Consider the following 21,989-nt stretch of genomic DNA (forward strand, 5'->3'; position numbering starts at 1 on the left):
CCACGACCGAACAGGCGTCTTCCAGGGCGAATCGCGTGGACCACTGCCCGTCGAGTAGCGTTGCCGACCATGCGTCTCGTCATTGCCCGCTGCTCCGTCGACTACGCGGGCCGGCTCACCGCCCATCTCCCGTCAGCCCCTCGCCTCATCCTCGTGAAGGCGGACGGCAGCGTCTCGATCCACGCGGACGACAGGGCCTACAAGCCCCTCAACTGGATGTCGCCGCCCTGCACTCTGAAGGAGGGTTCCGGGGACGAGGAGGGCGTCTGGACCGTCATCAACAAAGCGGGCGAGAAGCTCATCATCACGATGGAGGAGATCCTCCACGATTCCTCGCACGAACTCGGCGTAGACCCCGGTCTGATCAAGGACGGCGTGGAAGCGCACCTTCAGGAGCTCCTCGCGGACCGCATCGAGACCCTCGGCGAGGGTTACTCGCTCATCCGCCGTGAGTACATGACGGCCATCGGCCCCGTCGACATCCTCTGCCGGGACGCCGAGGGCCGGACCGTCGCCATCGAGATCAAGCGGCGCGGCGAGATCGACGGTGTGGAGCAACTGACGCGCTATCTGGAGCTGTTGAACCGCGACCCGCACCTCGCACCGGTCCGCGGCATTTTCGCCGCCCAGGAGATCAAGCCGCAGGCCCGCGTCCTGGCCACCGACCGCGGCATCGGCTGCACGGTCCTGGACTACAACGCGCTGCGCGGCATCGAGGACGACAAACTGCGCCTGTTCTGACCGCAGGGCAAGCAGGGAGGGCCGGGTCCGTCTTCGGACCCGGCCCTCCCTGCTTGCTCCCTGCCTCAGATCACCGGGGCACTGGGCGATCCGGCCTCACTGCTGCTCGCGGGAGCGCTGCTGATGACGGTCTCCGGGGCGCTGGAGGTGGGGCCGCTGGCGGAGCTCGAAGTGGGGGGCTCCGTCGACGGGGTTGGCGACGGGGTGACCGAGACCGGCGGCTCGCTCGTCGGCGGCTCACTGGTCGGCGGCTCGCTCGTCGGGGGCTCACTCGTCGGCGGCTTGCCCGTCGGCGACTTCGTGGGCGACTTGGACGGCGACGCAGACGGACTACTGGTCCCCTGCGTCCCGCTCGGGCCGTCCGACGGCCGCCCCGTGTCCGGCGGCGTCGGATCGTCCGAAGTCCCGTACGTTCCGTCCGGACCCGGATCCGTCGGCGTACTCACGGCTCCCGTACCGGAGTCACCGTCGTCCTTCTTCGCCTTGTCCGCGCCCAGGCTGTCGTCATCGGCGCCCTGACTGGCCGACGGGTTGACGCCGACCTCCTCGGCCGGGGCTCCGGTGTTGCCGTCCGAGGTCGCGCCCAGCGTCACCACGGTGCCGAGTACGGCGACGAGCAGGGCGCCCGCACCCGCGGCCACCAGGTTGCGCCGGGTGCCGCTCACCAGCCGGCTCGCGATGCCGGCGCGATGCGCGCCGGGGCGCGACCCGGGGCGGTGGGTGACCAACGTAGAGGGTTCGCCGGACTGTTCGGCGAGGAAAGCGGCCGGTACGCCCCCCGGAGGCGACGCCGACTCCTCGTACCGCGATTCGGACACCTCTTCACCGGCCGCCGTGCCGGCGCCGGACAACAGGACGGGTCCGGAGCGGTCGGTGACCAGGGCGAGGGCGCGACGGCCCGCGACCGTGCCGCGCTTGTCGGCCAGGGCGCCGCGCAGCCCGATGGAGGCCTCCAGCTCGGCGCGGGCCCGGTCCAGCTGCCCGCCGCAGAGCGCGAGGACGCCCAACTCATGGTGGAAGTAGGCCTGTTCGGACACCTCGCCGGAGAGCCGGGAGGCCTCGGCGCCGGAGCGCAGCGCGCGCTCCCAGGCGCTCCAGTGCAGGCCCCCGGCGAACGCGGGCGCGGCCGTACGGGCCAGCTGTACTGCGGCGCTCTCGTCCTGCTCGTCGAGCGGGGCGGTGGTGAGCGGGACCAGGACGGCGAGCGCGGCGAGCAGGGCGTCGGCCTCGGCGCAGACCCGCTCCGGGGTCACCGAGGGGTGCCCGGCCCACCAGGTGTAGTGCCGGGCCGCCGCGAGCGCGCTCTCCTCGGCGCCGTCCGCGTATCCGGCGGCCTCCAGCTGGGCCTGCACACCGGCCGCGAGCCGGTAGCGGGTGCCGACCGGGGAGACCAGCACGCAGCCCGCCAGTTCGGCGAGCGCGGCATCCGCGTGGGTGTCGCCCACGAGCGCGGGCAGATGCGCCTGGTGCGGCACCTCGCCGCCCAGCGCGATCGCGAACCGCAGGGTGGCGCGCGCCGACTCGCTGAGCCGGGACGCGAGCAGCGAGGCGGGCGCGGCACCCTCGGCGAGCGAGGGCAGCGGTATCTGGTGGTGGTCGGCGGCTTCGAGAGGCACGTCGAAGGGGGCGTCGACCGGCACGTCCTGGAAGACGCCGAACTCGTCGACGGCGCCCGCACTGGCGCTGAGCTGGTCACGCTGCCGCAGCAGCGCCCCGGCCTGCATGAAACGCAGCGGCAGTCCTTCGGACTCGAACCAGAGGTCGCCCGCCCAGTTCGACTCCTCCTCCGTCAGGACGCGTCCGACGGCCCGCTCCAGGAGTTCGAGGCTGCCACTGCGGTCGAATCCGCCGAGGAACACCTCTTCCAGGAGGGAGTCGGCGGTCGGCGCGGGCACGTCGGGCGTCGCGGCGATCACGAAGGCGCACTCGGGGGTGGCGTCGAGCAGCTCGTCGAGCGCCGCGCCGCCGAACTCCACGTCGTCGAGGACGACGACCGCGCCGATCTCGTTGACGAGCCGGAGCAGTTCGTCCCGATCCGGCCGGTACAGGGGCGCTTCGTAGACGGCGGCGAAGAGGTCGTGGAGCAGATCACTCGCCGTGCGCCGGTACCCGGAGAGGCGTACGACACCGTCCGGTGCGAGGTCCGTGCAGTCGTCGGCGACGGCGTCGAGCAGGCTGCTGCGGCCCGAGCCCGCAGCTCCGGTGAGCCGTACCGAGCGCCCGCGCGCGAGGAGGCGTACGAGCCGCTCGCGCTCCTCCTGGCGCTCCAGGAGCGGCAGCCGTGGCTGGGCCGGGCCCGGCGGGACGGGCGGCTGGGTCGCGCGGCTCAGTTCGGCGCGGTCCGCAGCGGCGTACTTCACCGGCCGCTGTGGCCGCTCCCCCGGCGGGCAGGCTTCTATCTCGCTGCCGTCGACGGGGTTGACCGTGAGCAGGAAGTCGCCCGAGACGAGCTGAACCGTGCGGGCGAGCGCCGGTGTGTGCTGTCCGAAGTCGGTCGTGAGCGGTTCGCGCGGCGGACGCGAACGAGGCGCCTGGCCGTCGTCGTCATGGCCGTACTCTTCGGGTCCGCGGTTGTTCGGGTCCATGTTCCAAGCCCCCCAAAAGCGTCGTGTGCGGGTGGTGTCGCCGGATTTCCGGCGCACTCAGGCCCCTCCCGGCCTTGCTGCACACTGCGCTGTCGCTTCTGGTCCGGTGCCCGCTCCAGGGTTTCAGTCAGCAGGCAGGCGAACCCTAAACCTTCGCACAGTATCTACGAACAGCCGGGGTACCGCGCGGTCCGAGACGTCACAGCTTCGTGAGGATTGTGCGCGTGACCCGGTTCGTACACCGACCCGGGCAGCACACGGTTCACACACCGACCCGCACATCACACCCGGGGCAGCGACTCCACGCCGATTCCGCCCTCGATCGCCAGGATCCGGTGCAGCCGGGTGGCCACCAGCAGACGCTGCATCTGCGGTGGTACGTCGCGCAGCACGAGCCGTCGGCCGCACCGCCCGGCGCGTCGGTGGGCTCCCATGATGACACCGAGTCCGGTGGCGTCCCAGGAGTCCAGCTCGGACAGGTCGAGCACCAGGTCGCCGGCTCCGTCGTCGACGGCCGAGTGCAGGACCGTGCGGGCGTCCGCCGCGCTGCGTACGTCGAGGCGGCCCCCGACGACCAGCTCGGCGTGGTCGCCCCTGATGTACATATGCGCTCCCCGAGAGTGCGTCTCGTACTCCGCGTCTGTCTTTGCCCCGTCTGACTGCCCGAAGGGCAGTGTGGTTGCTGCTTGTAAGCGAACCGATACCGAATTCACCTCAAGGGGTGATGCCCCAGAGGCGCGTGCGGTTTCCGTGCTGGTTGCAGACGGGTGGTACTTGATCTTCAGTGCTTGTAGAAGCCCTGCCCGCTCTTGCGCCCGATGTCACCGGCGTCAACCATCCGGCGCATCAGCTCGGGCGGCGCGAACTTCTCGTCCTGGGTCTCGGTGTAGATGTTGCCGGTGGCGTGCAGCAGGATGTCGACGCCCGTGAGGTCGGCGGTGGCCAGCGGTCCCATGGCGTGGCCGAAGCCCAGCCTGCAGGCGAGGTCGATGTCCTCGGCGCTGGCCACGCCCGACTCGTACAGCTTCGTCGCCTCGACGACGAGTGCCGAGATGAGACGGGTCGTCACGAAGCCGGCCACGTCACGGTTGACGACGATGCAGGTCTTGCCGACGGACTCGGCGAACTCCCTCGCGGTGGCGAGGGTTTCGTCGCTCGTCTTGTAGCCGCGGACCAGCTCGACGAGCTGCATCATCGGCACCGGCGAGAAGAAATGCACGCCGACGACCCGCTCCGGGTGTTCGGTCGCCGCCGCGATCTTCGTGATCGGGATCGCGGAGGTGTTGGAGGCGAGCACTGCGTCGTCGCGGACGATCCTGTCGAGCGTCCGGAAGATCTCGTGCTTGACCTCCAGCTTCTCGAAGACGGCCTCGATGACGATGTCGGCGTCGGCCGCGGCGTCCAGATCGGTGGTGGCCGTGATGCGTGCCAACGCCGCGTCCGCGTCCGCGCTTTCCAGCTTGCCCTTGCTCACGAACTTGTCGTACGAGGTCCTGATGCCGTCGATGCCACGCTTCAGCGCCTCATCGGTGACATCGCGCAGGACGACGTCCCAGCCCGCCTGCGCGGAGACCTGGGCGATACCGGACCCCATGAGTCCGGCTCCGATGACGGCGAGCTTCCGTGCCACTCCGACTCCCCTTAACACGCTGTTCAAGTTGCCTCTCCGGCGGACCTTAGCGCTCGTGAGGGTCCGCGTGACGGCTTAGTAATGCGTGTCACGTCTCACGGCGTGAGACGGTGGTCACGTCCCGGCAGACGGCCTTGGCGATCCTCCCCGCGGCCGCAACCGAGGGAATTCCGGCCTCCGTGGTCGGAGCGTCAATTCCTCACGGATTCACGCTGGTTGGCGCTTCGCGGACCGGCTGACGCCGAGGTCTCCACGCCCAGTGACCCGCATGCCCGCGGACCAGTTCGAGCCCGGTGTTCCATACCGTCAGAACACGGGAACGAGGCTGGAACAAATGCGCGGGATCGAACGCGGAGCGTGCGCAGGTAAATTTGCCCCATGGTCAATCTGACGCGCATCTACACCAGGACCGGCGACCAAGGCACCACCGCCCTCGGCGACATGAGCCGGGTCGCCAAGACCGACCTGCGGATCTCCGCGTACGCGGACACCAACGAGGCGAACGCGGTGGTGGGGACGGCGATCGCGCTCGGCGGGCTCGACGCGGAGGTCGTCACGGTCCTCACCCGCGTACAGAACGACCTGTTCGACGTGGGCGCGGACCTGGCCACGCCCGTGGTCGAAGAGCCCGAGTTCCCGCCGTTGCGGGTCGAGCAGTTCTACGTCGACAAGCTGGAGGCGGACTGCGACCGCTTCAACGAGCAGTTGGAGAAGCTCCGCTCCTTCATCCTGCCCGGCGGCACACCCGGCGCTGCTCTGCTGCACCAGGCGTGCACGGTCGTGCGCCGGGCCGAGCGGTCGACGTGGGCGGCCCTTGAGGTCCACGCAGAGGTCATGAACCCGCTCACCGCGACCTACCTCAACCGGCTATCGGACCTGCTCTTCATCCTTGCCAGGACGGCGAACAAGGAGGTCGGGGACGTGCTCTGGGTCCCGGGCGGGGAGCGCTGACACGGGGTCGCCGGCCGCATCGGCACCGGGTCCCTTCTTCGGCCAGATCGTGTACGTCAGGGCCACCAGGCCATGGATACCCGCCGCCCGCAGGGCCACCCACTGGAAGGACCGCAGGGACTCGGTGTTGCCGTCGCCGACGTACCAGATCGCGGCCTGGAGAAGGGCGCAGGCCACGGCGGCCATCAGTACCGTACGGAGCCAGAGGCCGCCCTCGTGCCGGGCGCGGGCCACGCCGTAGCGGGGCGGCTTCGGCGGACGCGGGGCGCCACCGAGGCGGTGGGCGGCGTGGCCGTCGAGCCGGCGGATCGTGTAGTGGCCGTACGCCACGGTGAAGCCGATGTACAGCGCGGCGAGCCCGTGCTCCCAGCTCGGTTCCGCGCCCCCTTTCAGATCGATCGCCGTCACGACGAACAGCACGACCTCCAGAATCGGCTCGCACAGCAGCAGGGCCACGCTGGTGCGGCGCATCTTCAGCAGATACCGGACGGCCAGGCCCGCGGCCAGCAGCACCCAGAAGCCGACTTCACAGGCGATGATCAGTGCGACGATCACGGTTCGCTCCTCTCGGTCACCTTTCCAGGCTCCCGGCGGCGCCGGCCCGGATCGTCGTCGCCAGTGACGAAGTCGCACTGCATCTTTCGATGTAGCGGCGGACCGTCCCCCGGGATCAGGCGCCGAGCACGTACGCCGTGTTGGATGGAGTCATGGCCGTACGACTCCCCCGCCCCCATCGAGACGACGTGCGGATCGCGCTCGGCGGCCTGCTCGGCGGGCTTCTCCTGTACGCCGTCGGCCTCGGCGTGCGGCCGGCGGACGAGCCGATCGTCCTGTGGCCCGACAGCCGCGTGCTGCTCCTGCCACTCGTCGTGATGGCAGGCTGCGAGCTGCTGCGCCGGACCATGCCGCGTACGGCCCTGCTGATCGGCACGGTCGCGGTGGCCGCCGACCTCTTCACGCGCGGCAGCCTGGCCACCGTCCTGATGTTCACGGACCTCATATACGCGGCGGTGCTCTACGGTCGGGCGGTCGGCGCCCGACGCATCCTCTGGCTCACCGGGCTGATCACGGTGGCCGGCACGGTCGTACCCGTCGCGGTCTGGCGCGTGCCGGAGGCGCTGCTGATCGGGGTGGGCGTGGGCCTGGTGGCGCTGACGCCCGCGGCCACCGGCTGGATCGTCCGCAACCACCGCGACACGGCCGCCGCCGAGCGCCTGCGCGCCGAACAGACCGCCCTGCTCGCCGAGATCGACCGCGCCCAAGCGGTCACGGCCGAACGCGCCCGGATGGCACGGGAGTTGCACGACATGGTCGCCAATCACCTCTCCGCGATCGCCATCCACTCCACGGCCGCGCTCTCCCTGGACGACCCCAGGACCTCGAAGGACGCCCTCGCCGTGATCCGCGAGAACAGCGTCGAGGGCCTCGCCGAGATGCGGCGCCTCATCGGCATCCTGCGTGACGACAGCGGCGACAAGGAGCCCGCCGCCGCTCCCACCCTCGACGGTCTCGAAGCGCTGACGGAGGGCGCCCGCACCAACGGGCTCGACGTCACTCTCGACGCCACCCACGAGGCCCGGCTCCCGGCCCCGGTCGAACTCGCCGCCTACCGCATCGTCCAGGAGTCCCTGACCAACGCTCTCAAGCACGCCTCCCCCGGCCGCGTCACCGTCACCGTGGCCCAGCTCGACGGCTCCCTCACCGTCCGGGTGACCAGCCCGTACGGTGACCGGGACGGGCCGCGCGCTCCCGGCTCGGGGGCCGGTCTTGTCGGGATGGAAGAGCGGGTCGCCCTCCTTGACGGCACGTTCGAGGCGGGCCCCGAGAACTCGGGCCGGACCAAGGCCTGGACGGTACGGGCCACCCTGCCGATCAACCAAAGAACTCAGAGAGACCATAGAGACCTGAGAGACCAGCCAGGCCAGAGCACCCAGAGCAGCCACGGAGGAAGCGAATGATCCGCGTGCTCGTCGCCGAGGACCAGTCCGCCGTACGGGCCGGACTCGTCCTCATCCTGCGCAGCGCGCCCGACATCGAGGTGGTCGGCGAGGCCGCGGACGGCGAGCAGGCGGTGGCGCTCGCGCGTCGACTCCGGCCGGATCTCGTCCTGATGGACGTCCAGATGCCCCGGCTCGACGGCGTCTCGGCCACCCGCCGGGTCGTCGACGAGCAGCTGGCCGACGTACTCGTCCTCACCACCTTCGACCTCGACGAGTACGTCTTCGGGGCGCTGCGCGCGGGCGCCTCCGGGTTCCTGCTGAAGAACACCGAGGCGCGCGCCCTCCTTGAAGCGGTCCGCACGGTCGCGCGAGGCGAGGGACTCATCTCACCCACGGTCACCCGCCGGCTGATCGCCGAGTTCGCCGCGAAGCCCGTTCGGGGTCCGGGGACCGACCCGGTGATCCTCGACGCTCTCACCCGGCGGGAACGTGAGGTGCTCTCCTGCCTCGGCGAGGGGCTGTCCAACGCGGAGATCGCGACCCGTCTCGACATGGCGGAAGCCACCGTGAAGACGCACGTCAGCCGCCTCCTGGCGAAGCTGGAGCTACGCAGCAGGGTCCAAGCCGCGGTGCTGGCTCAGGAGTTGGGTGTGTAACAAGTAACGACGAGCAGCCGCTCCAGTGGTCTGGACCTATTGACCTATGGTCCAGACCTTTCTATTGTCCTGCGCACCTCATCAAATCCCCCGGAGGACCGCGGATGCGCTTCAGACACCGAGCCAGACAGAGAGCCGTGGCAGGACTCACCACCCTGTTGCTGCCGTTCGCCGCCATGGTCGGCCTCGCGAGCCCCGCCCAGGCAGCCACCAGCGCCACCGCCACGTACGCCAAGACCCAGGACTGGGGCACCGGCTTCGAAGGCAAGTGGACCGTCAAGAACACCGGGACCACGAGCATCAGTTCGTGGACGGTCGCGTGGGACTTCCCCTCCGGTACGTCCGTGACCTCGGCCTGGGAAGCGGACGTCACGTCCTCCGGCACCCACTGGACCGCGAAGAACAAGTCCTACAACGGCACCCTCGCGGCCGGCGCCTCCGTCTCCTTCGGCTTCAACGGAGCCGGCACCGGCGCCCCCTCCAACTGCCTCGTCAACGGCGGCACCTGTGACGGCGGCACCACGCCGCCGGTCCCGGGCGACGCGCTGCCTTCCGCGCCCGGCACCCCGACCGCGTCCGCCATCACCAACACCTCGGTGAACCTGTCCTGGTCCGCGGCCACCGACGACAAGGGCATCAAGAACTACGACGTCCTGCGTGACGGCGCCACAGTCGCGACGGTGACGGGCACCTCGTACTCGAACACCGGCCTGACCGCCGGCACCAGCTACTCGTACACGGTCAAGGCCCGTGACACCGCCGACCAGACCGGTCCGGCGAGCGGCGCGGTCTCCGTGACCACCACCGGCGGCACCACGACCCCGCCGGCCGGCGGCAAGGTCAACCTCGGCTACTTCACCGAGTGGGGCATCTACGGTCGCAACTACCAGGTCAAGAACCTGGACACGTCCGGCTCCGCGTCGAAGATCACGCACATCAACTACTCGTTCGGGAACGTCACGAACGGGCAGTGCGTGATGAGCGACTCCTACGCCGCCACCGACAAGGCGTTCACCGCCGCCGACTCCGTCAGCGGTGTGGCCGACACCTGGGACCAGGCGCTGCGCGGCAACTTCAACCAGCTGCGCCAGCTGAAGGCCAAGTACCCGAACATCAAGGTACTCTGGTCGTTCGGCGGCTGGACCTACTCGGGCGGCTTCGCCCAGGCCGCTGCCAACCCCACCGCCTTCGCCCAGTCCTGCAAGGCCCTGGTCGAGGACCCGCGTTGGGCCGATGTCTTCGACGGCATCGACATCGACTGGGAGTACCCCAACGCCTGCGGCCTGACCTGTGACACCTCCGGCTTCAGCTCCTTCAAGACGCTGACCTCGGCGCTGCGCACGGAGTTCGGCAGCAACTACCTGGTGACCGCGGCCATCACCGCCGACGGCTCCTCCGGCGGCAAGATCGACGCGGCCGACTACGGCGGCGCCGCCCAGTACCTCAACTGGTACAACGTGATGACGTACGACTACTTCGGCGCCTTCAACCCGACCGGCCCGACCGCCCCGCACTCCCCGCTGACCTCGTACACCGGCATCCCGACGGCCGGCTTCAACTCGGCCGACGCGATAGCCAAGCTCAAGTCGAAGGGCGTGCCGTCCAACAAGCTGTTGCTCGGCATCGGTTTCTACGGCCGCGGCTGGACCGGCGTCACTCAAGCCGCCCCAGGCGGCACGGCGACCGGCGCGGCACCCGGCACGTATGAGGCAGGCATCGAGGACTACAAGGTCCTCAAGACGTCCTGCCCGTCCACCGGCACGATCGCCGGCACGGCGTACGCGTTCTGCGGCAACAACTGGTGGAGCTACGACACCCCGGCGACCATCGGCACGAAGATGGCCTGGGCCAACGCCCAGGGCCTGGGCGGCGCGTTCTTCTGGGAGTTCAGCGGGGACACCTCGAACGGTGAACTCGTGACCGCCATCAAGAACGGCCTCGGCTGAGCAAGTCAGCCAGATAGTTAAGCAACATTGACGCGCTGACCGGGCGGGGCTGCTTCCAGCCACGCGAGAAACCCGGTCAGCGCGTCTTCGCTCATCGCCAGTTCGAGACGCGTACCCCTGTGCAGACAGGTGAGGATGAACGCGTCGGAGAGCAACGCCATCTCCTCCTCGCCCTCCGGGGCGCGCCGTCCGGCCACCTCGATCGCCGAGCGTTCCAGGACGCGGCGCGGCCGGGGGGCGTAGGAGAAGACGCGGTACCACTCGATGCGGTCGCTGTTGTAGCGGGCGACTCCGTAGCCCCAGCCCTTGCCGTTGGTGTCGGGTTTCTCGTGTACGTCCCAGCGCAGGCTGCAGTCGAAGGTTCCGCCGGAGCGCTGGATCAGCCGGCGGCGCAGGCCGAAGACGAACAGGCCGATCACTACGAACGCCACTACCAACCCGCACACAGTCAGAGCGAGGACCATCGACACCGACCTCCTCGTCTCCTAGGTAAAGCAGGTAATGAAACGGAAAAAAGCACCCGCATCGCCTCAGCCGCGACCCGGTCCGGAGCAAGCTCCGGTCCTGGCCGCGGCTGAGTCACTTCTTGTCGCGCGCTGGTTTCAGCTCGTCGACACCGCTCGCAGACGGACGTCCGCGCGGCGCTCGGCAGAGGCATCGCCGTCCGCCTTCGCACGCTCCAGCTCCCGCTCCGCGCGCTGGACGTCGATCTCGTCCGACAGCTCGGCGATCTCGGCCAGCAGCGACAGCTTGTTGTCCGCGAACGAGATGAAACCGCCGTGCACCGCGGCGACGACCGTTCCACCATCACTCGTACGGATGGTCACCGGGCCCGACTCCAGCACACCGAGCAGCGGCTGGTGACCGGGCATGACGCCGATGTCGCCGGACGTGGTACGCGCGACGACCAGGGTGGCCTCGCCGGACCAGACACTGCGGTCCGCGGCGACGAGCTCGACATGCAGCTCAGCAGCCAAGGTGGGCTCCTCGGGTCACCACCCGGCTTTGCCGCCGGGTGTTGGGTCAAAGTCTAGTAGGCGTACGTGAGGGGACGGGACGCACCCCGCGAGGTGCGACCCCGCCCCCTCACCAAGAAGCAGTACTCGGTTAAGAGACCGTTCAGGAGACGCCGAGCTCCTTGGCGTTCTTCTTGAGGTCCTCAATGCCACCGCAGAGGAAGAACGCCTGCTCCGGGAAGTGGTCGTACTCGCCGTCGATGATCGCGTTGAAGGCCGTGATCGACTCCTCCAGCGGTACGTCCGAACCGTCGACGCCGGTGAACTGCTTGGCGACGTGGGTGTTCTGGGACAGGAAGCGCTCCACGCGACGGGCGCGGTGGACGGTGAGCTTGTCCTCCTCGCCCAGCTCGTCGATACCGAGGATCGCGATGATGTCCTGAAGGTCCTTGTACTTCTGCAGGACCGACTTGACGCGCATCGCGGCCGCGTAGTGGTCCGCCGCGATGTAGCGGGGGTCCAGGATGCGGGACGTGGAGTCCAGCGGGTCCACGGCCGGGTAGATGCCCTTCTCGGAGATCGGACGGGAGAGAACCGTCGTCGCGTCGAGGTGGGCGAAGGTGGTGGCCGGGGCCGGGTCGGTCAGGTCGTCCGCGGGGACGTAGATCGCCTGCATCGAGGTGATCGAGTGACCACGCGTCGAGGTGATGCGCTCCTGGAGGAGACCCATCTCGTCGGCCAGGTTCGGCTGGTAGCCCACCGCGGAGGGCATCCGGCCGAGCAGGGTCGAGACCTCGGAACCGGCCTGCGTGAAGCGGAAGATGTTGTCGATGAAGAACAGCACGTCCTGCTTCTGCACATCGCGGAAGTACTCCGCCATGGTCAGACCGGCAAGGGCCACCCGGAGACGGGTGCCCGGGGGCTCGTCCATCTGACCGAAGACAAGCGCCGTCTTGTCGATGACGCCCGACTCCGACATCTCCGCGATGAGGTCGTTGCCCTCACGAGTGCGCTCGCCGACACCGGCGAACACGGAGACACCGTCGTGGTTGTTGGCGACGCGGTAGATCATCTCCTGGATGAGCACCGTCTTGCCGACACCGGCACCGCCGAACAGACCGATCTTTCCACCCTTGACGTACGGGGTGAGAAGGTCGATGACCTTGACGCCGGTCTCGAACATCTCGGTCTTCGACTCGAGCTCGTCGAAGCGCGGGGCCTTGCGGTGGATGGTCCAGCGCTCGCCCGTGTACTTCTCGTCGGAGTTCAGCACCTCGCCGAGGGTGTTGAACACCTTGCCCTTGGTGAAGTCGCCGACCGGGACGGAGATCGCCGAGCCCGTGTCGGTGACCGCGGCCTGGCGGACCAGACCGTCGGTGGGCTGCATGGAGATGGTGCGGACCAGGCCGTCACCCAGGTGCTGGGCGACCTCCAGGGTCAGGATCTTCTTCTCGCCGGCGTTGGCCGGGTCGGCCACCTCGACGTGAAGGGCGTTGTAGATCTCCGGCATCGCGTCGACGGGGAATTCCACGTCGACGACCGGGCCGATTACCCGGGCGACGCGGCCCGTGGCAACGGCCGTCTCAACTGTCGTCGTCATTACTTGTCACTCCCCGCGGTCGCGTCGGCCAGGGCTGCGGAGCCACCGACGATCTCGCTGATTTCCTGGGTGATTTCGGCCTGGCGGGCCGCGTTGGCAAGACGGGAGAGCATGGTGATCAGGTCTCCCGCGTTGTCGGTCGCCGACTTCATCGCGCGGCGCGTGGCGGCGTGCTTGGAGGCAGCCGACTGGAGCAGCGCGTTGTAGATACGGCTCTCGACGTACCGCGGCAGCAGGGCGTCAAGGACGTCCTCGGCCGACGGCTCGAACTCGTACAGCGGAAGGATCTCGCCCTTGGGCGCCTCCTCCGCGACCTCTTCGAGGCGCAGCGGCAGCAGACGGCCGTCCACCGCGTTCTGCGTCATCATCGAGACGAACTCGGTGTAGACGATGTGGATCTCGTCCACGCCGCCCTCAGCCGTCTCCTTCTCGATGGCCTCGATCAACGGACCCGCGACCTTCTTCGCGTCCGCGTAGGTGGGCTCGTCGGTGAAGCCCGACCACGACTCCGCGACCTTGCGCTCGCGGAAGTTGTAGTGGGCCAGACCGCGGCGGCCGACGATGTACGTGTCGACCTCCTTGCCCTCCGCCTCGAGGCGCGCCGTCAGCTTCTCGGCGGCCTTGATGGCGTTGGAGTTGAAGGCGCCGGCCAGTCCGCGGTCGCTCGTGAGGAGCAGCACCGCGGAACGAGTCGCCGTCTCCGCCTCCGTGGTCAGCGGGTGCTTGGTGTTCGAGCCGGTGCCGACCGCCGTGACCGCGCGGATGAGCTCGGTCGCGTACGGCGCGGAGGCCGCCACCTTGCGCTGCGCCTTGACGACGCGCGAGGCGGCGATCATCTCCATCGCCTTGGTGATCTTCTTGGTCGCGGTGACGGATCGGATGCGACGCTTGTAGACCCGGAGCTGGGCTCCCATGAGTCAGGTCCCTTCCTTACGTCACTTGGACACGTTGACGGCCGCCGGGGCGTCGTCGCCGAGAAGCTTGCCGTCCGAGGTCTCGAACTGCTTCTTGAAGTCCGCGATGGCGTCCGCGATGGCGCTGATGGTGTCGTCCGACATCTTCGCGCCCTCCTTGATGGAGGTCATGAGGCCCTGCTCCTTGCGGTGCAGGTGCTCCAGGAGCTCCGTCTCGAAGCGGCGGACGTCGGAGACCGGTACGTCGTCCATCTTGCCGGTGGTACCGGCCCACACGGAGACGACCTGGTCCTCGGTCGGCATCGGCTGGTACTGCGGCTGCTTGAGCAGCTCGACCAGTCGCTGACCGCGCTCCAGCTGCGACTTCGACGCGGCGTCCAGGTCGGAACCGAAGGCGGCGAACGCCTCGAGCTCACGGTACTGGGCGAGGTCGAGACGCAGTCGGCCGGACACCTGGCGCATCGCCTTGTGCTGGGCGGAGCCACCGACGCGGGAGACCGAGATACCGACGTTCAGGGCCGGACGCTGGCCGGCGTTGAACAGGTCGGACTCCAGGAAGCACTGGCCGTCGGTGATGGAGATGACGTTGGTCGGGATGAACGCCGACACGTCGTTCGCCTTGGTCTCGACGATCGGCAGACCCGTCATCGAACCGGCGCCCAGCTCGTCGGAGAGCTTCGCGCAGCGCTCCAGCAGACGGGAGTGCAGGTAGAAGACGTCACCGGGGTAGGCCTCGCGCCCCGGCGGACGGCGGAGCAGCAGGGACACGGCGCGGTAGGCGTCGGCCTGCTTCGAGAGGTCGTCGAAGATGATGAGGACGTGCTTGCCCTCGTACATCCACTGCTGGCCGATGGCCGAACCGGTGTACGGCGCAAGGTACTTGAAGCCGGCCGGGTCGGACGCCGGGGCGGCGACGATGGTCGTGTACTCCAGCGCGCCGGCCTCTTCGAGGGCGCCACGCACGGAGGCGATGGTCGAACCCTTCTGACCGATGGCGACGTAGATGCAGCGGACCTGCTTCTTGGTGTCGCCCGAGCGCCAGTTGTCGCGCTGGTTGATGATCGTGTCGACGGCCAGCGCGGTCTTGCCGGTCTGGCGGTCACCGATGATCAGCTGACGCTGGCCACGGCCGATCGGGGTCATCGCGTCGACGGCCTTGTAGCCCGTCTCCATCGGCTCGTGCACCGACTTGCGGATCATGACACCCGGAGCCTGCAGCTCAAGGGCGCGGCGTCCGCTGGTCTCGATCTCGCCGAGGCCGTCGATCGGGTTGCCGAGCGGGTCGACGACGCGGCCGAGGTAGCCCTCGCCCACGGCGACGGACAGCACCTCACCGGTGCGCTGCACCGGCTGGCCCTCCTCGATACCGCTGAACTCGCCGAGGACGACCGCACCGATCTCGCGCTCTTCCAGGTTCAGCGCGAGACCGAGGGTTCCGTCCTCGAACTTCAGCAGTTCGTTCGCCATCGCCGAGGGAAGGCCCTCGATCTTGGCAATACCGTCGCCGGCGACGGTGACCGTACCGACCTCCTCGCGCGAGGCCGCGTCCGGCTTGTACGACTGGACGAAGTTCTCCAGCGCGTCCCGGATCTCCTCCGGCCGGATCGTGAGCTCCGCCATCTGGGTTCCCTGCTCTCCTTGTTGGGCCCGAAGTTTCACTTGGGGGGATGGGGACTCCCCCCTGTAAAGAGGTGAATCCTCTGCACGGCCCAACGAGGGCCGTAGGTACGTACTGCGTATGAAGTTGGGGCTAGCCGGCCATGCGGCGGCTGGCGTCCGCGAGACGGTCCGCGATGGAGCCGTTGATGATCTCGTCGCCGACCTGCACCTGGATCCCGCCGAGGACCTCGGGGTCCACGTCGAGGTTGAGGTGCATCTGACGGCCGTAGAGCTTGGCCAGAGCGGCGCCGAGGCGCTGCTTCTGTCCGTCGCTCAGCGGAACCGCGGAGGTGACGACGGCGACCCAGCGGTCACGACGCTCGGCGGCGAGCTTGGAGAGGGACTCGAGTCCCGCTTCCAGGCTACGTCCACGAGGTGCGGTCACAAGGCGCGTCACCAGACGCTCGGTGGTCGCGTCCGCCCGGCCGCCGAGCAGGCTGTGCAGCAGCTCGCTCTTGGCCGCGGTCGTCGCGGTGCGGTCGGTCAGCGCGGCGCGCAGTTCGGTGTTCGAAGAGACGATCCGGCCGAACCGGAACAGCTCGTCCTCGACGTTGTCGAGCTTGCCTGCCTGCTGCGCCGCCGTGAGGTCGGCGAGGTCGGCCAGCTCTTCGAGGGCGTCCACGAGGTCGCGTGACTGCGACCAGCGCGAGCGCACCAGACCGGCCACCAGATCGGCGGTCGACCCGCTGACCTGGCTGCCGAACAGGCGCCCGGCCAGTTCGGCCTTCGCCTCTCCGGGCTGCGCCGGGTCGGTCAGAACCCGGCGCAGCGACACCTCGCGGTGCAGCAGCGCGGTGACCGCGGCCAGCTCGTCGCCGAGCTGCGCCGCGTCCACGGACGTGTTGTCCGTCAGCGCGTCGAGACGCTCACGTGCGGCAGCGGTTGCCTCGCGGCTCGCTCCGTGCGCTGTCATCGAGCAGCCTCGGCCTTCTCCTCAAGCTCATCGAGGAAGCGGTCGATGGTGCGGCTCTGCCGGGCGTGGTCCTCGAGGGACTCGCCGACGAGCTTGCCGGCCAGGTCGGTGGCCAGCTGGCCGACGTCCTGACGCAGCGCCTGAGCCGCGGCCTTGCGGTCCGCCTCGATCTGCGTGTGACCGGCGGCGATGATTTCCTCACGCTGCCGCTGGCCTTCCGCGCGCATCTCGGCGATGAGCGTGGCGCCCTGCTCCTGCGCCTCCTGGCGCAGTCGCGCGGCCTCGTGCCGGGCTTCGGCGAGCTGAGCCTTGTACTGCTCAAGCACGCTCTGGGCCTCGGTCTGAGCGGCCTCGGCCTTCTCGATACCGCCCTCGATGGCCTCGCGACGCTGCTCCAGAACCTTGTTGATGTTCGGGAGAAGCTTCTTGGCGAGGAAGCCGAAGACGATGACGAAGGCGATCAGGCCGATGACGAGCTCGGGGATCGGCGGAACGAGGGGATTTTCCATCTCCTCAGCCGCGACAATGAGCAGCTGGCTCATATCAGTGCCTTTCGTCTAGTGGGCTGTCGTGGATCCGCAGATCACTGGCCGTAGACGAACGGCATGACCAGACCGATGAGGGCGAGCGCCTCACAGAAGGCGAAGCCGAGGATCTGGTTGGCGCGGATCAGGCCGGCAGCTTCGGGCTGACGGGCAAGGGCCTGGGTGCCGTTACCGAAGATGATGCCGACGCCGACGCCAGGACCGATAGCGGCGAGGCCGTAGCCGATGGAGCCGAGGGAGCCGGAGACAGCGGCGAGGGTCTCAGTGGCAGCCATGCTGATTCTTCCTTCTCTGTACGGACCGGCGGAGGTTGGCCACCGGACGCTTAGGGGGTTTTACAGGGGGGGGTTGCTCAGTGGTGCTCGGCGAGCGCGCCCTGGATGAAAGTGCAGGTCAAGAGCACGAAGACGTACGCCTGCAGGGCCTGGATGAAGAGCTCGAAGGCCGTCATCACGATGACCATGATGAAAGAGACACCGGCGTAGGCAAACCCAATGCCGTTGAGCAGGTACCAGCTGGCCAGCGTGAAGAGCAGCAGCAGGGTGTGGCCCGCGAACATGTTCGCGAAGAGTCGCACCGCGTGCGTGAACGGCCGGACGATCAGGTTCGAAAGCAACTCGAGGACGACGATCAACGGCAGGATCGCGCCGAGTGACTTGTCGTAGCCGGAGAAGTTCTTAAAGGCACCGACGAATCCGTGCCGCTTGAAGGTCAGCGAGACCCACAGGACGTAGACGATCGCCGCGAGGACCGCGGGGTACGCGATGATCGAGGTGACCGGGAACTGGGCGATCGGGACGATCGACCAGAGGTTCATCATCCAGATGAAGAAGAACAGCGAGACGACCAGCGGTACGTACTTCTCGCCTTCCTTCTTGCCGATCGTTTCGTAGACGACACCGCGGCGGATGAAGTCGTAGCCCGACTCGGCGACCATCTGCAGCTTGCCCGGAACGACCTGCGGCTTACGGAAGGCGGCCCAGAAGAAGCCGACGACGATCACCGAGCCGAGCAGCGCCAACAGCATCGTCTTGTTGAAATAGACGTTGCTGTCCGCATCGCCCACGAGGGGCTCGAACAGGAACGAGTGCAGGCCGGGAGCGGGGAAGCCACAGCCATCGAAGATGTGACAGTCGGTCTCAAAGGCGAGCACCTGCGTCGGGTCAGCACTCACCGCGGGCTCCTTCAGCGTGACGCATAGGTACGGCAACCTCGTTGTGTCGGCGCGGCGCGCAGCCGCGGTTCGGCACTGGACTGGTGTTACGGATGTGGGGGCGGCTGTGGGGCATCAAGCCTCGCGTTTGAGCAGGCGTCAGCTCAGATGCCCGCGCCCGCGATGCCGCAGTTGGCACCGGACGATAGCAGGGCTTCCTACGCGCGCTTATCCCGGCCCTACCCCTCACGACGAGTGCCCCGTCTTTTCGGGCTTGTCGCCCTTCGAAGACTCGGGTTCGACATAGAGGATCTTGGCCTTCATGTAAGCACGCGCCTGTGCGCCGATCCACGCGAGCGTGGTGGCGACAAGCGTGATCGCGAAGGCTTTGGGGTTGAACAACGTCGTGTTCTTGAACGCGGCGACAAAGATGAACAGCAGAAGAATCTGTGCCGTATAGAGCATCAGACCCATCGCCTGGAACAAGTGCGGAAGCGATTTGGCAGTGCGCTGCAGAACGTAGAGCCCGATACCCATGAAGAGGATCACGACCAGCGTCGCGACGACTGCCCCAATTGCTCCCTTGCCACCGGCGACCACACCACTGACGACGGCGGCAATCGCGCCGACGGCAGCTGTGGGCACAGCGGCCTGAAGGAGAATCCGGGCGTCATTGGACGGCATGGCGGCAACTCCGCTTGCTTAAGGGGGGCAGGGTGTCGTCATGGACGAGCGTAATCCCGGGCTGAGAGAGAACCTCACGCCAAGGGACCGTCTCTCTCAGGTCCTTCGGCTCCGTCCCGGGTTCTCGTGAACCGTATCACAAACTATTTGATGAGGTCTTTACCTGGTTGGTGTGCTCGCTGTCACACATGAGAGTGAAGGTGCGCGTCTGTGCATTCAGCGAGCCAACTTGTCTGGTATTGGGGCAGTTTGCCGACGCGTAGGGGCGCAAACCTCTTGCGAGACTCTTACCTTGGCGTCAGCGCGACGACTCGGCCTTACCCCGATCCAGGAAGCGCGAACGAGCGCCAATTGCCGTCGCCCCGTTGACTCCTGAGACTCCGACAGCAACCGGACTGCGGTGCTCCTGAGCCCCGTCCTCCTCGGCGAGAACCCCCGCCTCGTACGCGACGGCCGACCCGGCCTCCTCCGCCTCGTACGAGGCGGCGATGACCTTGCTACGGCGATAGCGCGGCGGCACGAAGCTCTCGGCCCAGCGCGGGGTGCGCGGAGTGAAGCGCGGCAGCAGGAGCAGCACGAGACCGACCGCGCTGAGGCCCATGATCCCGAGCACGATCCACATGGACGCCGCGTTGACCGAGAAGGCGAGGGCGCCGAAGGCGATCACCGCCGACCAGAAGTACATGATCAGGACGGCACGGCTGTGTGAGTGGCCGACCTCCAGCAGACGGTGGTGTAGGTGTCCGCGGTCGGCGGCGAAAGGGGACTGGCCGTTCCACGTCCGGCGCACGATCGCCAGCACCAGGTCGGCCAGCGGGATCGCAATGATGGTCAACGGCAGGATGATCGGCATGTAGACCGGCACCATCGCGTGGACCGCGCTGCGCTCGGAACCCGCGCTGAATGCCAGGCGGTCCGGGTCCACCTGGCCGGTGATGGACACCGTCCCAGCGGCGAGGACGAGCCCGATGAGCATGGATCCCGTGTCCCCCATGAAGATGCGGGCGGGGTGCATGTTGTGCGGTAGGAACCCCAGGCACATGCCGATGAGTAGGGCTGAGAACAGCGTCCCGGGAGCGGCGGCCTCGATGCCGTAGCCGTACCACAGCCGGTACGCGTACAGGAAGAACGCACCCGCCGCGATGCACACCATGCCTGCGGCCAGCCCGTCGAGCCCATCGACGAAGTTGACCGCGTTGATGGTGATCACGATGAGCGCCACGGTGAGGAGGTTGCCCTGCCACGGCGTGATCGACACTGACCCCACACCGGGCACGGGCAGCCAGAGGATGGTCAAGCCCTGCATCACCATGACTCCGGCCGCGATCATCTGCCCGCCAAGCTTGATGAGCGCGTCCACACCGAACTTGTCGTCGAGCACGCCCAGCAGCCAGATCAGAGCGGCCCCGCTCAGCAGCGCCCGTGGTTCGCTGGAGCTGTCGAAGACCACGCTGAGGTTGGTGAGGTGGTCCGCAACCAGGAGGCCCGCGCACATGCCGAAGAACATCGCGACACCGCCGAGCCGCGGGGTGGGTTCCCTATGCACGTCACGAGCCCGCACCTTTGGCACCACTCCGGCCACGATCGCGAACTTCCGTACCGGCCCTGTAAGCAGATACGTCACCGCGGCCGTGACGCAGAGCGTCAGCAGATATTCACGCACGGGCTTCCCCACAGGTCTCGCTGGCCATCTGAGCCCCACACCTTAGCGATGCATGCATACGGATGGGGACTGCCGGGTAGCGTCGATGGTTGCACGAGTGGCTGTGCACCAGGTTCCGTCTACCCCGGATCAGCCGGGATACGGCGGAAATCCGCTGGTCAGCTCCCGTACTTCTTCACGAACCGTCTTCGCGTCCGCCACGTCCCGCAGCACACCCGCGAAGAGTACGGCGACCCGGGCCATCTCCGCCTCGCCCATCCCCTGCGTGGTCAGCGCCGCCGTACCCAGCCGCAGCCCACGCACGTCCCCATGCGGCAGCGCGCAGGTGTCGAGGACCATCCCGGCGGCGGCGAGACGTCCGCGGGCGGTGCGCCCGTCGACGCCGAGGGGCGCGGTGTCGGCGGTGAGCAGGTGGGTGTCGGTGCCGCCGGTGGTGATCGTCAGCCCTTCCGCGTCCAGCGCCGCGGCGAGCACCCGGGCGTTGGCGACCACCTGATGGGCGTACGCCGTGAAGGCCGGGGTCGCCGCCTCGCCGAACGCGACGGCCTTGGCGGCGATCGTGTGCATCTGGGCGCCGCCCTGCGTGAACGGGAAGACGGCCCGGTCGACGCGCTCGGCCAGCTCGCCGCCGCACAGGATCATGCCGCCGCGCGGGCCGCGGAGCACCTTGTGGGTGGTGGCACAGACCACATCGGCGTACGGCACCGGATTGGGCGCCGCTCCCCCGGCGACGAGCCCGATGGGGTGGGCGGCGTCGGCGATGAGGTGGGCGCCCACTTCGTCGGCGATCTCCCTGAACAGCGCGTAGTCGATGTGCCGGGGATAGGAGATGGACCCGCAGACGATGGCCTTCGGGCGGTGCGTACGGGCCAGCGCGCGCACCTGCTCGTAGTCGATGAGCCCGGTCTCCGCATCGACCCCGTACCCGACGAAGTCGAACCACCTTCCCGAGAAGTTCGCGGGCGACCCGTGCGTGAGGTGACCGCCGAACGGCAGCCCCATCGCGAGGACGGTGTCACCGGGGCGCAGCAGGGCGGCGTACGCGGCGAGGACCGCCGAACTCCCCGAGTGGGACTGCACGTTGGCGTGCTCGGCGCCGAAGAGCGCCTTCGCCCGGTCCACCGCGACGCGCTCGGCGACGTCCACGATCTCGCAGCCACCGTGGTGGCGGGCGCCCGGATATCCCTCGGCGTACTTGTTCGCCAGCGGCGACCCGAGCGCGGCCAGCACGGCCGGCGACGTGAAGTTCTCGGCCGCGATCAACTGCAAGGTCGTCGACTGCCGCTCCAGCTCCCCGATCAGAATCTCGGCGAGCTCCGGGTCCTGCCGACGCAGAACATCCGCTTCCAGCGTTTGTATGACCGGCATGGTGGACTCCGGACCTCGGCGTGGGGGTGCGCTAAGTCCAATGTAGAACCGGGAACGGTGGGTCGCCCGGTGTTACCGTCCGCCG

21 protein-coding genes are annotated in these 21,989 nt (G+C 68.3%); 5 read left to right on the forward strand and 16 right to left on the reverse strand.

The window, feature by feature from the left end; translation table 11 throughout:
• Positions 1 to 69 precede the first annotated feature (69 nt).
• The gene (gene nucS, locus AB0N66_RS30395) at positions 70 to 741 is read left to right on the forward strand and encodes an endonuclease NucS (RefSeq protein ID WP_365440978.1); all 672 of its coding nucleotides are present in this window, start codon (positions 70 to 72) and stop codon (positions 739 to 741) included.
• A gap of 65 nt (positions 742 to 806) precedes the next feature.
• Here the strand turns inward: nucS and AB0N66_RS30400 are convergent, their stop codons facing one another.
• The 3 genes from AB0N66_RS30400 to AB0N66_RS30410 all read right to left on the reverse strand — a co-directional run bounded on the left by AB0N66_RS30400 (position 807) and on the right by AB0N66_RS30410 (position 4,956).
• Entirely contained in the window at positions 807 to 3,326 is a 2,520-nt protein-coding gene (locus AB0N66_RS30400; RefSeq protein WP_365440980.1) for an ATP-binding protein, read from the reverse strand.
• A 281-nt stretch (positions 3,327 to 3,607) separates the two neighbouring features.
• Positions 3,608 to 3,931, reverse strand: a complete 324-nt coding sequence (locus tag AB0N66_RS30405) for an STAS domain-containing protein (RefSeq protein ID WP_020136551.1) — start codon at positions 3,929 to 3,931, stop codon at positions 3,608 to 3,610.
• A 176-nt stretch (positions 3,932 to 4,107) separates the two neighbouring features.
• A complete protein-coding gene (locus AB0N66_RS30410; protein ID WP_365440983.1) occupies positions 4,108 to 4,956 on the reverse strand; it encodes a 3-hydroxyacyl-CoA dehydrogenase family protein in 849 nt (282 codons plus the stop codon).
• 378 nt (positions 4,957 to 5,334) lie between these two features.
• Here AB0N66_RS30410 and AB0N66_RS30415 point away from each other — a divergent pair, with 378 nt between their 5' ends.
• Positions 5,335 to 5,907, forward strand: coding sequence for a cob(I)yrinic acid a,c-diamide adenosyltransferase (locus tag AB0N66_RS30415; RefSeq protein ID WP_365440985.1), 573 nt, complete (start codon positions 5,335 to 5,337; stop codon positions 5,905 to 5,907).
• Here AB0N66_RS30415 and AB0N66_RS30420 read toward each other — a convergent pair.
• The gene (locus AB0N66_RS30420) at positions 5,824 to 6,462 is read right to left on the reverse strand and encodes a hypothetical protein (RefSeq protein WP_365440987.1); all 639 of its coding nucleotides are present in this window, start codon (positions 6,460 to 6,462) and stop codon (positions 5,824 to 5,826) included. The genes AB0N66_RS30415 and AB0N66_RS30420 overlap by 84 nt on opposite strands.
• Positions 6,463 to 6,614: 152 nt before the next feature.
• Between AB0N66_RS30420 and AB0N66_RS30425 the strand changes: the two genes are divergently transcribed.
• From AB0N66_RS30425 to AB0N66_RS30435, 3 genes are all read left to right on the forward strand, one after another.
• Positions 6,615 to 7,865, forward strand: a complete 1,251-nt coding sequence (locus AB0N66_RS30425; RefSeq protein ID WP_365440989.1) for a histidine kinase — start codon at positions 6,615 to 6,617, stop codon at positions 7,863 to 7,865.
• Positions 7,862 to 8,503 (forward strand): response regulator transcription factor, encoded by a 642-nt coding sequence (locus tag AB0N66_RS30430; protein WP_365440991.1) that lies wholly within the window; start codon positions 7,862 to 7,864, stop codon positions 8,501 to 8,503. Before AB0N66_RS30425 ends, AB0N66_RS30430 begins: the two co-directional genes overlap by 4 nt.
• A gap of 104 nt (positions 8,504 to 8,607) precedes the next feature.
• The gene (locus AB0N66_RS30435; RefSeq protein WP_365440993.1) at positions 8,608 to 10,449 is read left to right on the forward strand and encodes a glycoside hydrolase family 18 chitinase; all 1,842 of its coding nucleotides are present in this window, start codon (positions 8,608 to 8,610) and stop codon (positions 10,447 to 10,449) included.
• Between the two features lie 17 nt (positions 10,450 to 10,466).
• On the opposite strand, the gene AB0N66_RS30440 is transcribed toward AB0N66_RS30435, so the two are convergent.
• The 12 genes from AB0N66_RS30440 to glyA all read right to left on the reverse strand — a co-directional run bounded on the left by AB0N66_RS30440 (position 10,467) and on the right by glyA (position 21,904).
• Entirely contained in the window at positions 10,467 to 10,913 is a 447-nt protein-coding gene (locus tag AB0N66_RS30440; RefSeq protein WP_365440995.1) for a DUF2550 domain-containing protein, read from the reverse strand.
• A gap of 138 nt (positions 10,914 to 11,051) precedes the next feature.
• Complete coding sequence (locus AB0N66_RS30445) at positions 11,052 to 11,426, reverse strand: F0F1 ATP synthase subunit epsilon (RefSeq protein WP_365440997.1); 375 nt, start codon at positions 11,424 to 11,426, stop codon at positions 11,052 to 11,054.
• Between the two features lie 142 nt (positions 11,427 to 11,568).
• Complete coding sequence (gene atpD / locus AB0N66_RS30450; protein WP_365440999.1) at positions 11,569 to 13,005, reverse strand: F0F1 ATP synthase subunit beta; 1,437 nt, start codon at positions 13,003 to 13,005, stop codon at positions 11,569 to 11,571.
• Positions 13,005 to 13,919, reverse strand: a complete 915-nt coding sequence (locus tag AB0N66_RS30455) for a F0F1 ATP synthase subunit gamma (RefSeq protein WP_365441001.1) — start codon at positions 13,917 to 13,919, stop codon at positions 13,005 to 13,007. The genes atpD and AB0N66_RS30455 overlap by 1 nt, the downstream gene beginning before the upstream one ends.
• Before the next feature lie 21 nt (positions 13,920 to 13,940).
• Positions 13,941 to 15,539: a F0F1 ATP synthase subunit alpha gene (atpA, locus tag AB0N66_RS30460; RefSeq protein WP_365441003.1), complete on the reverse strand. Its 1,599-nt coding sequence runs from the start codon at positions 15,537 to 15,539 to the stop codon at positions 13,941 to 13,943.
• 130 nt (positions 15,540 to 15,669) lie between these two features.
• Complete coding sequence (locus tag AB0N66_RS30465) at positions 15,670 to 16,491, reverse strand: F0F1 ATP synthase subunit delta (protein ID WP_365441005.1); 822 nt, start codon at positions 16,489 to 16,491, stop codon at positions 15,670 to 15,672.
• On the reverse strand, positions 16,488 to 17,033 hold the full coding sequence (locus AB0N66_RS30470) for a F0F1 ATP synthase subunit B (protein WP_365441007.1): 546 nt from the start codon (positions 17,031 to 17,033) through the stop codon (positions 16,488 to 16,490). The genes AB0N66_RS30465 and AB0N66_RS30470 overlap by 4 nt, the downstream gene beginning before the upstream one ends.
• A gap of 41 nt (positions 17,034 to 17,074) precedes the next feature.
• Positions 17,075 to 17,311 (reverse strand): ATP synthase subunit C, encoded by a 237-nt coding sequence (locus AB0N66_RS30475; RefSeq protein WP_033285402.1) that lies wholly within the window; start codon positions 17,309 to 17,311, stop codon positions 17,075 to 17,077.
• Between the two features lie 77 nt (positions 17,312 to 17,388).
• On the reverse strand, positions 17,389 to 18,225 hold the full coding sequence (atpB, locus tag AB0N66_RS30480) for a F0F1 ATP synthase subunit A (protein WP_365441158.1): 837 nt from the start codon (positions 18,223 to 18,225) through the stop codon (positions 17,389 to 17,391).
• 210 nt (positions 18,226 to 18,435) lie between these two features.
• Positions 18,436 to 18,873, reverse strand: a complete 438-nt coding sequence (locus AB0N66_RS30485; RefSeq protein WP_365441009.1) for a hypothetical protein — start codon at positions 18,871 to 18,873, stop codon at positions 18,436 to 18,438.
• A gap of 298 nt (positions 18,874 to 19,171) precedes the next feature.
• Entirely contained in the window at positions 19,172 to 20,536 is a 1,365-nt protein-coding gene (locus tag AB0N66_RS30490; protein WP_365441011.1) for an MraY family glycosyltransferase, read from the reverse strand.
• Between the two features lie 129 nt (positions 20,537 to 20,665).
• Positions 20,666 to 21,904: a serine hydroxymethyltransferase gene (gene glyA / locus AB0N66_RS30495; RefSeq protein ID WP_365441013.1), complete on the reverse strand. Its 1,239-nt coding sequence runs from the start codon at positions 21,902 to 21,904 to the stop codon at positions 20,666 to 20,668.
• Positions 21,905 to 21,989 lie beyond the last annotated feature (85 nt).

Origin of the sequence: Streptomyces sp. NPDC093544, assembly GCF_040683495.1 — a bacterium.
Classification (GTDB): Bacteria; Actinomycetota; Actinomycetes; order Streptomycetales; family Streptomycetaceae; genus Streptomyces.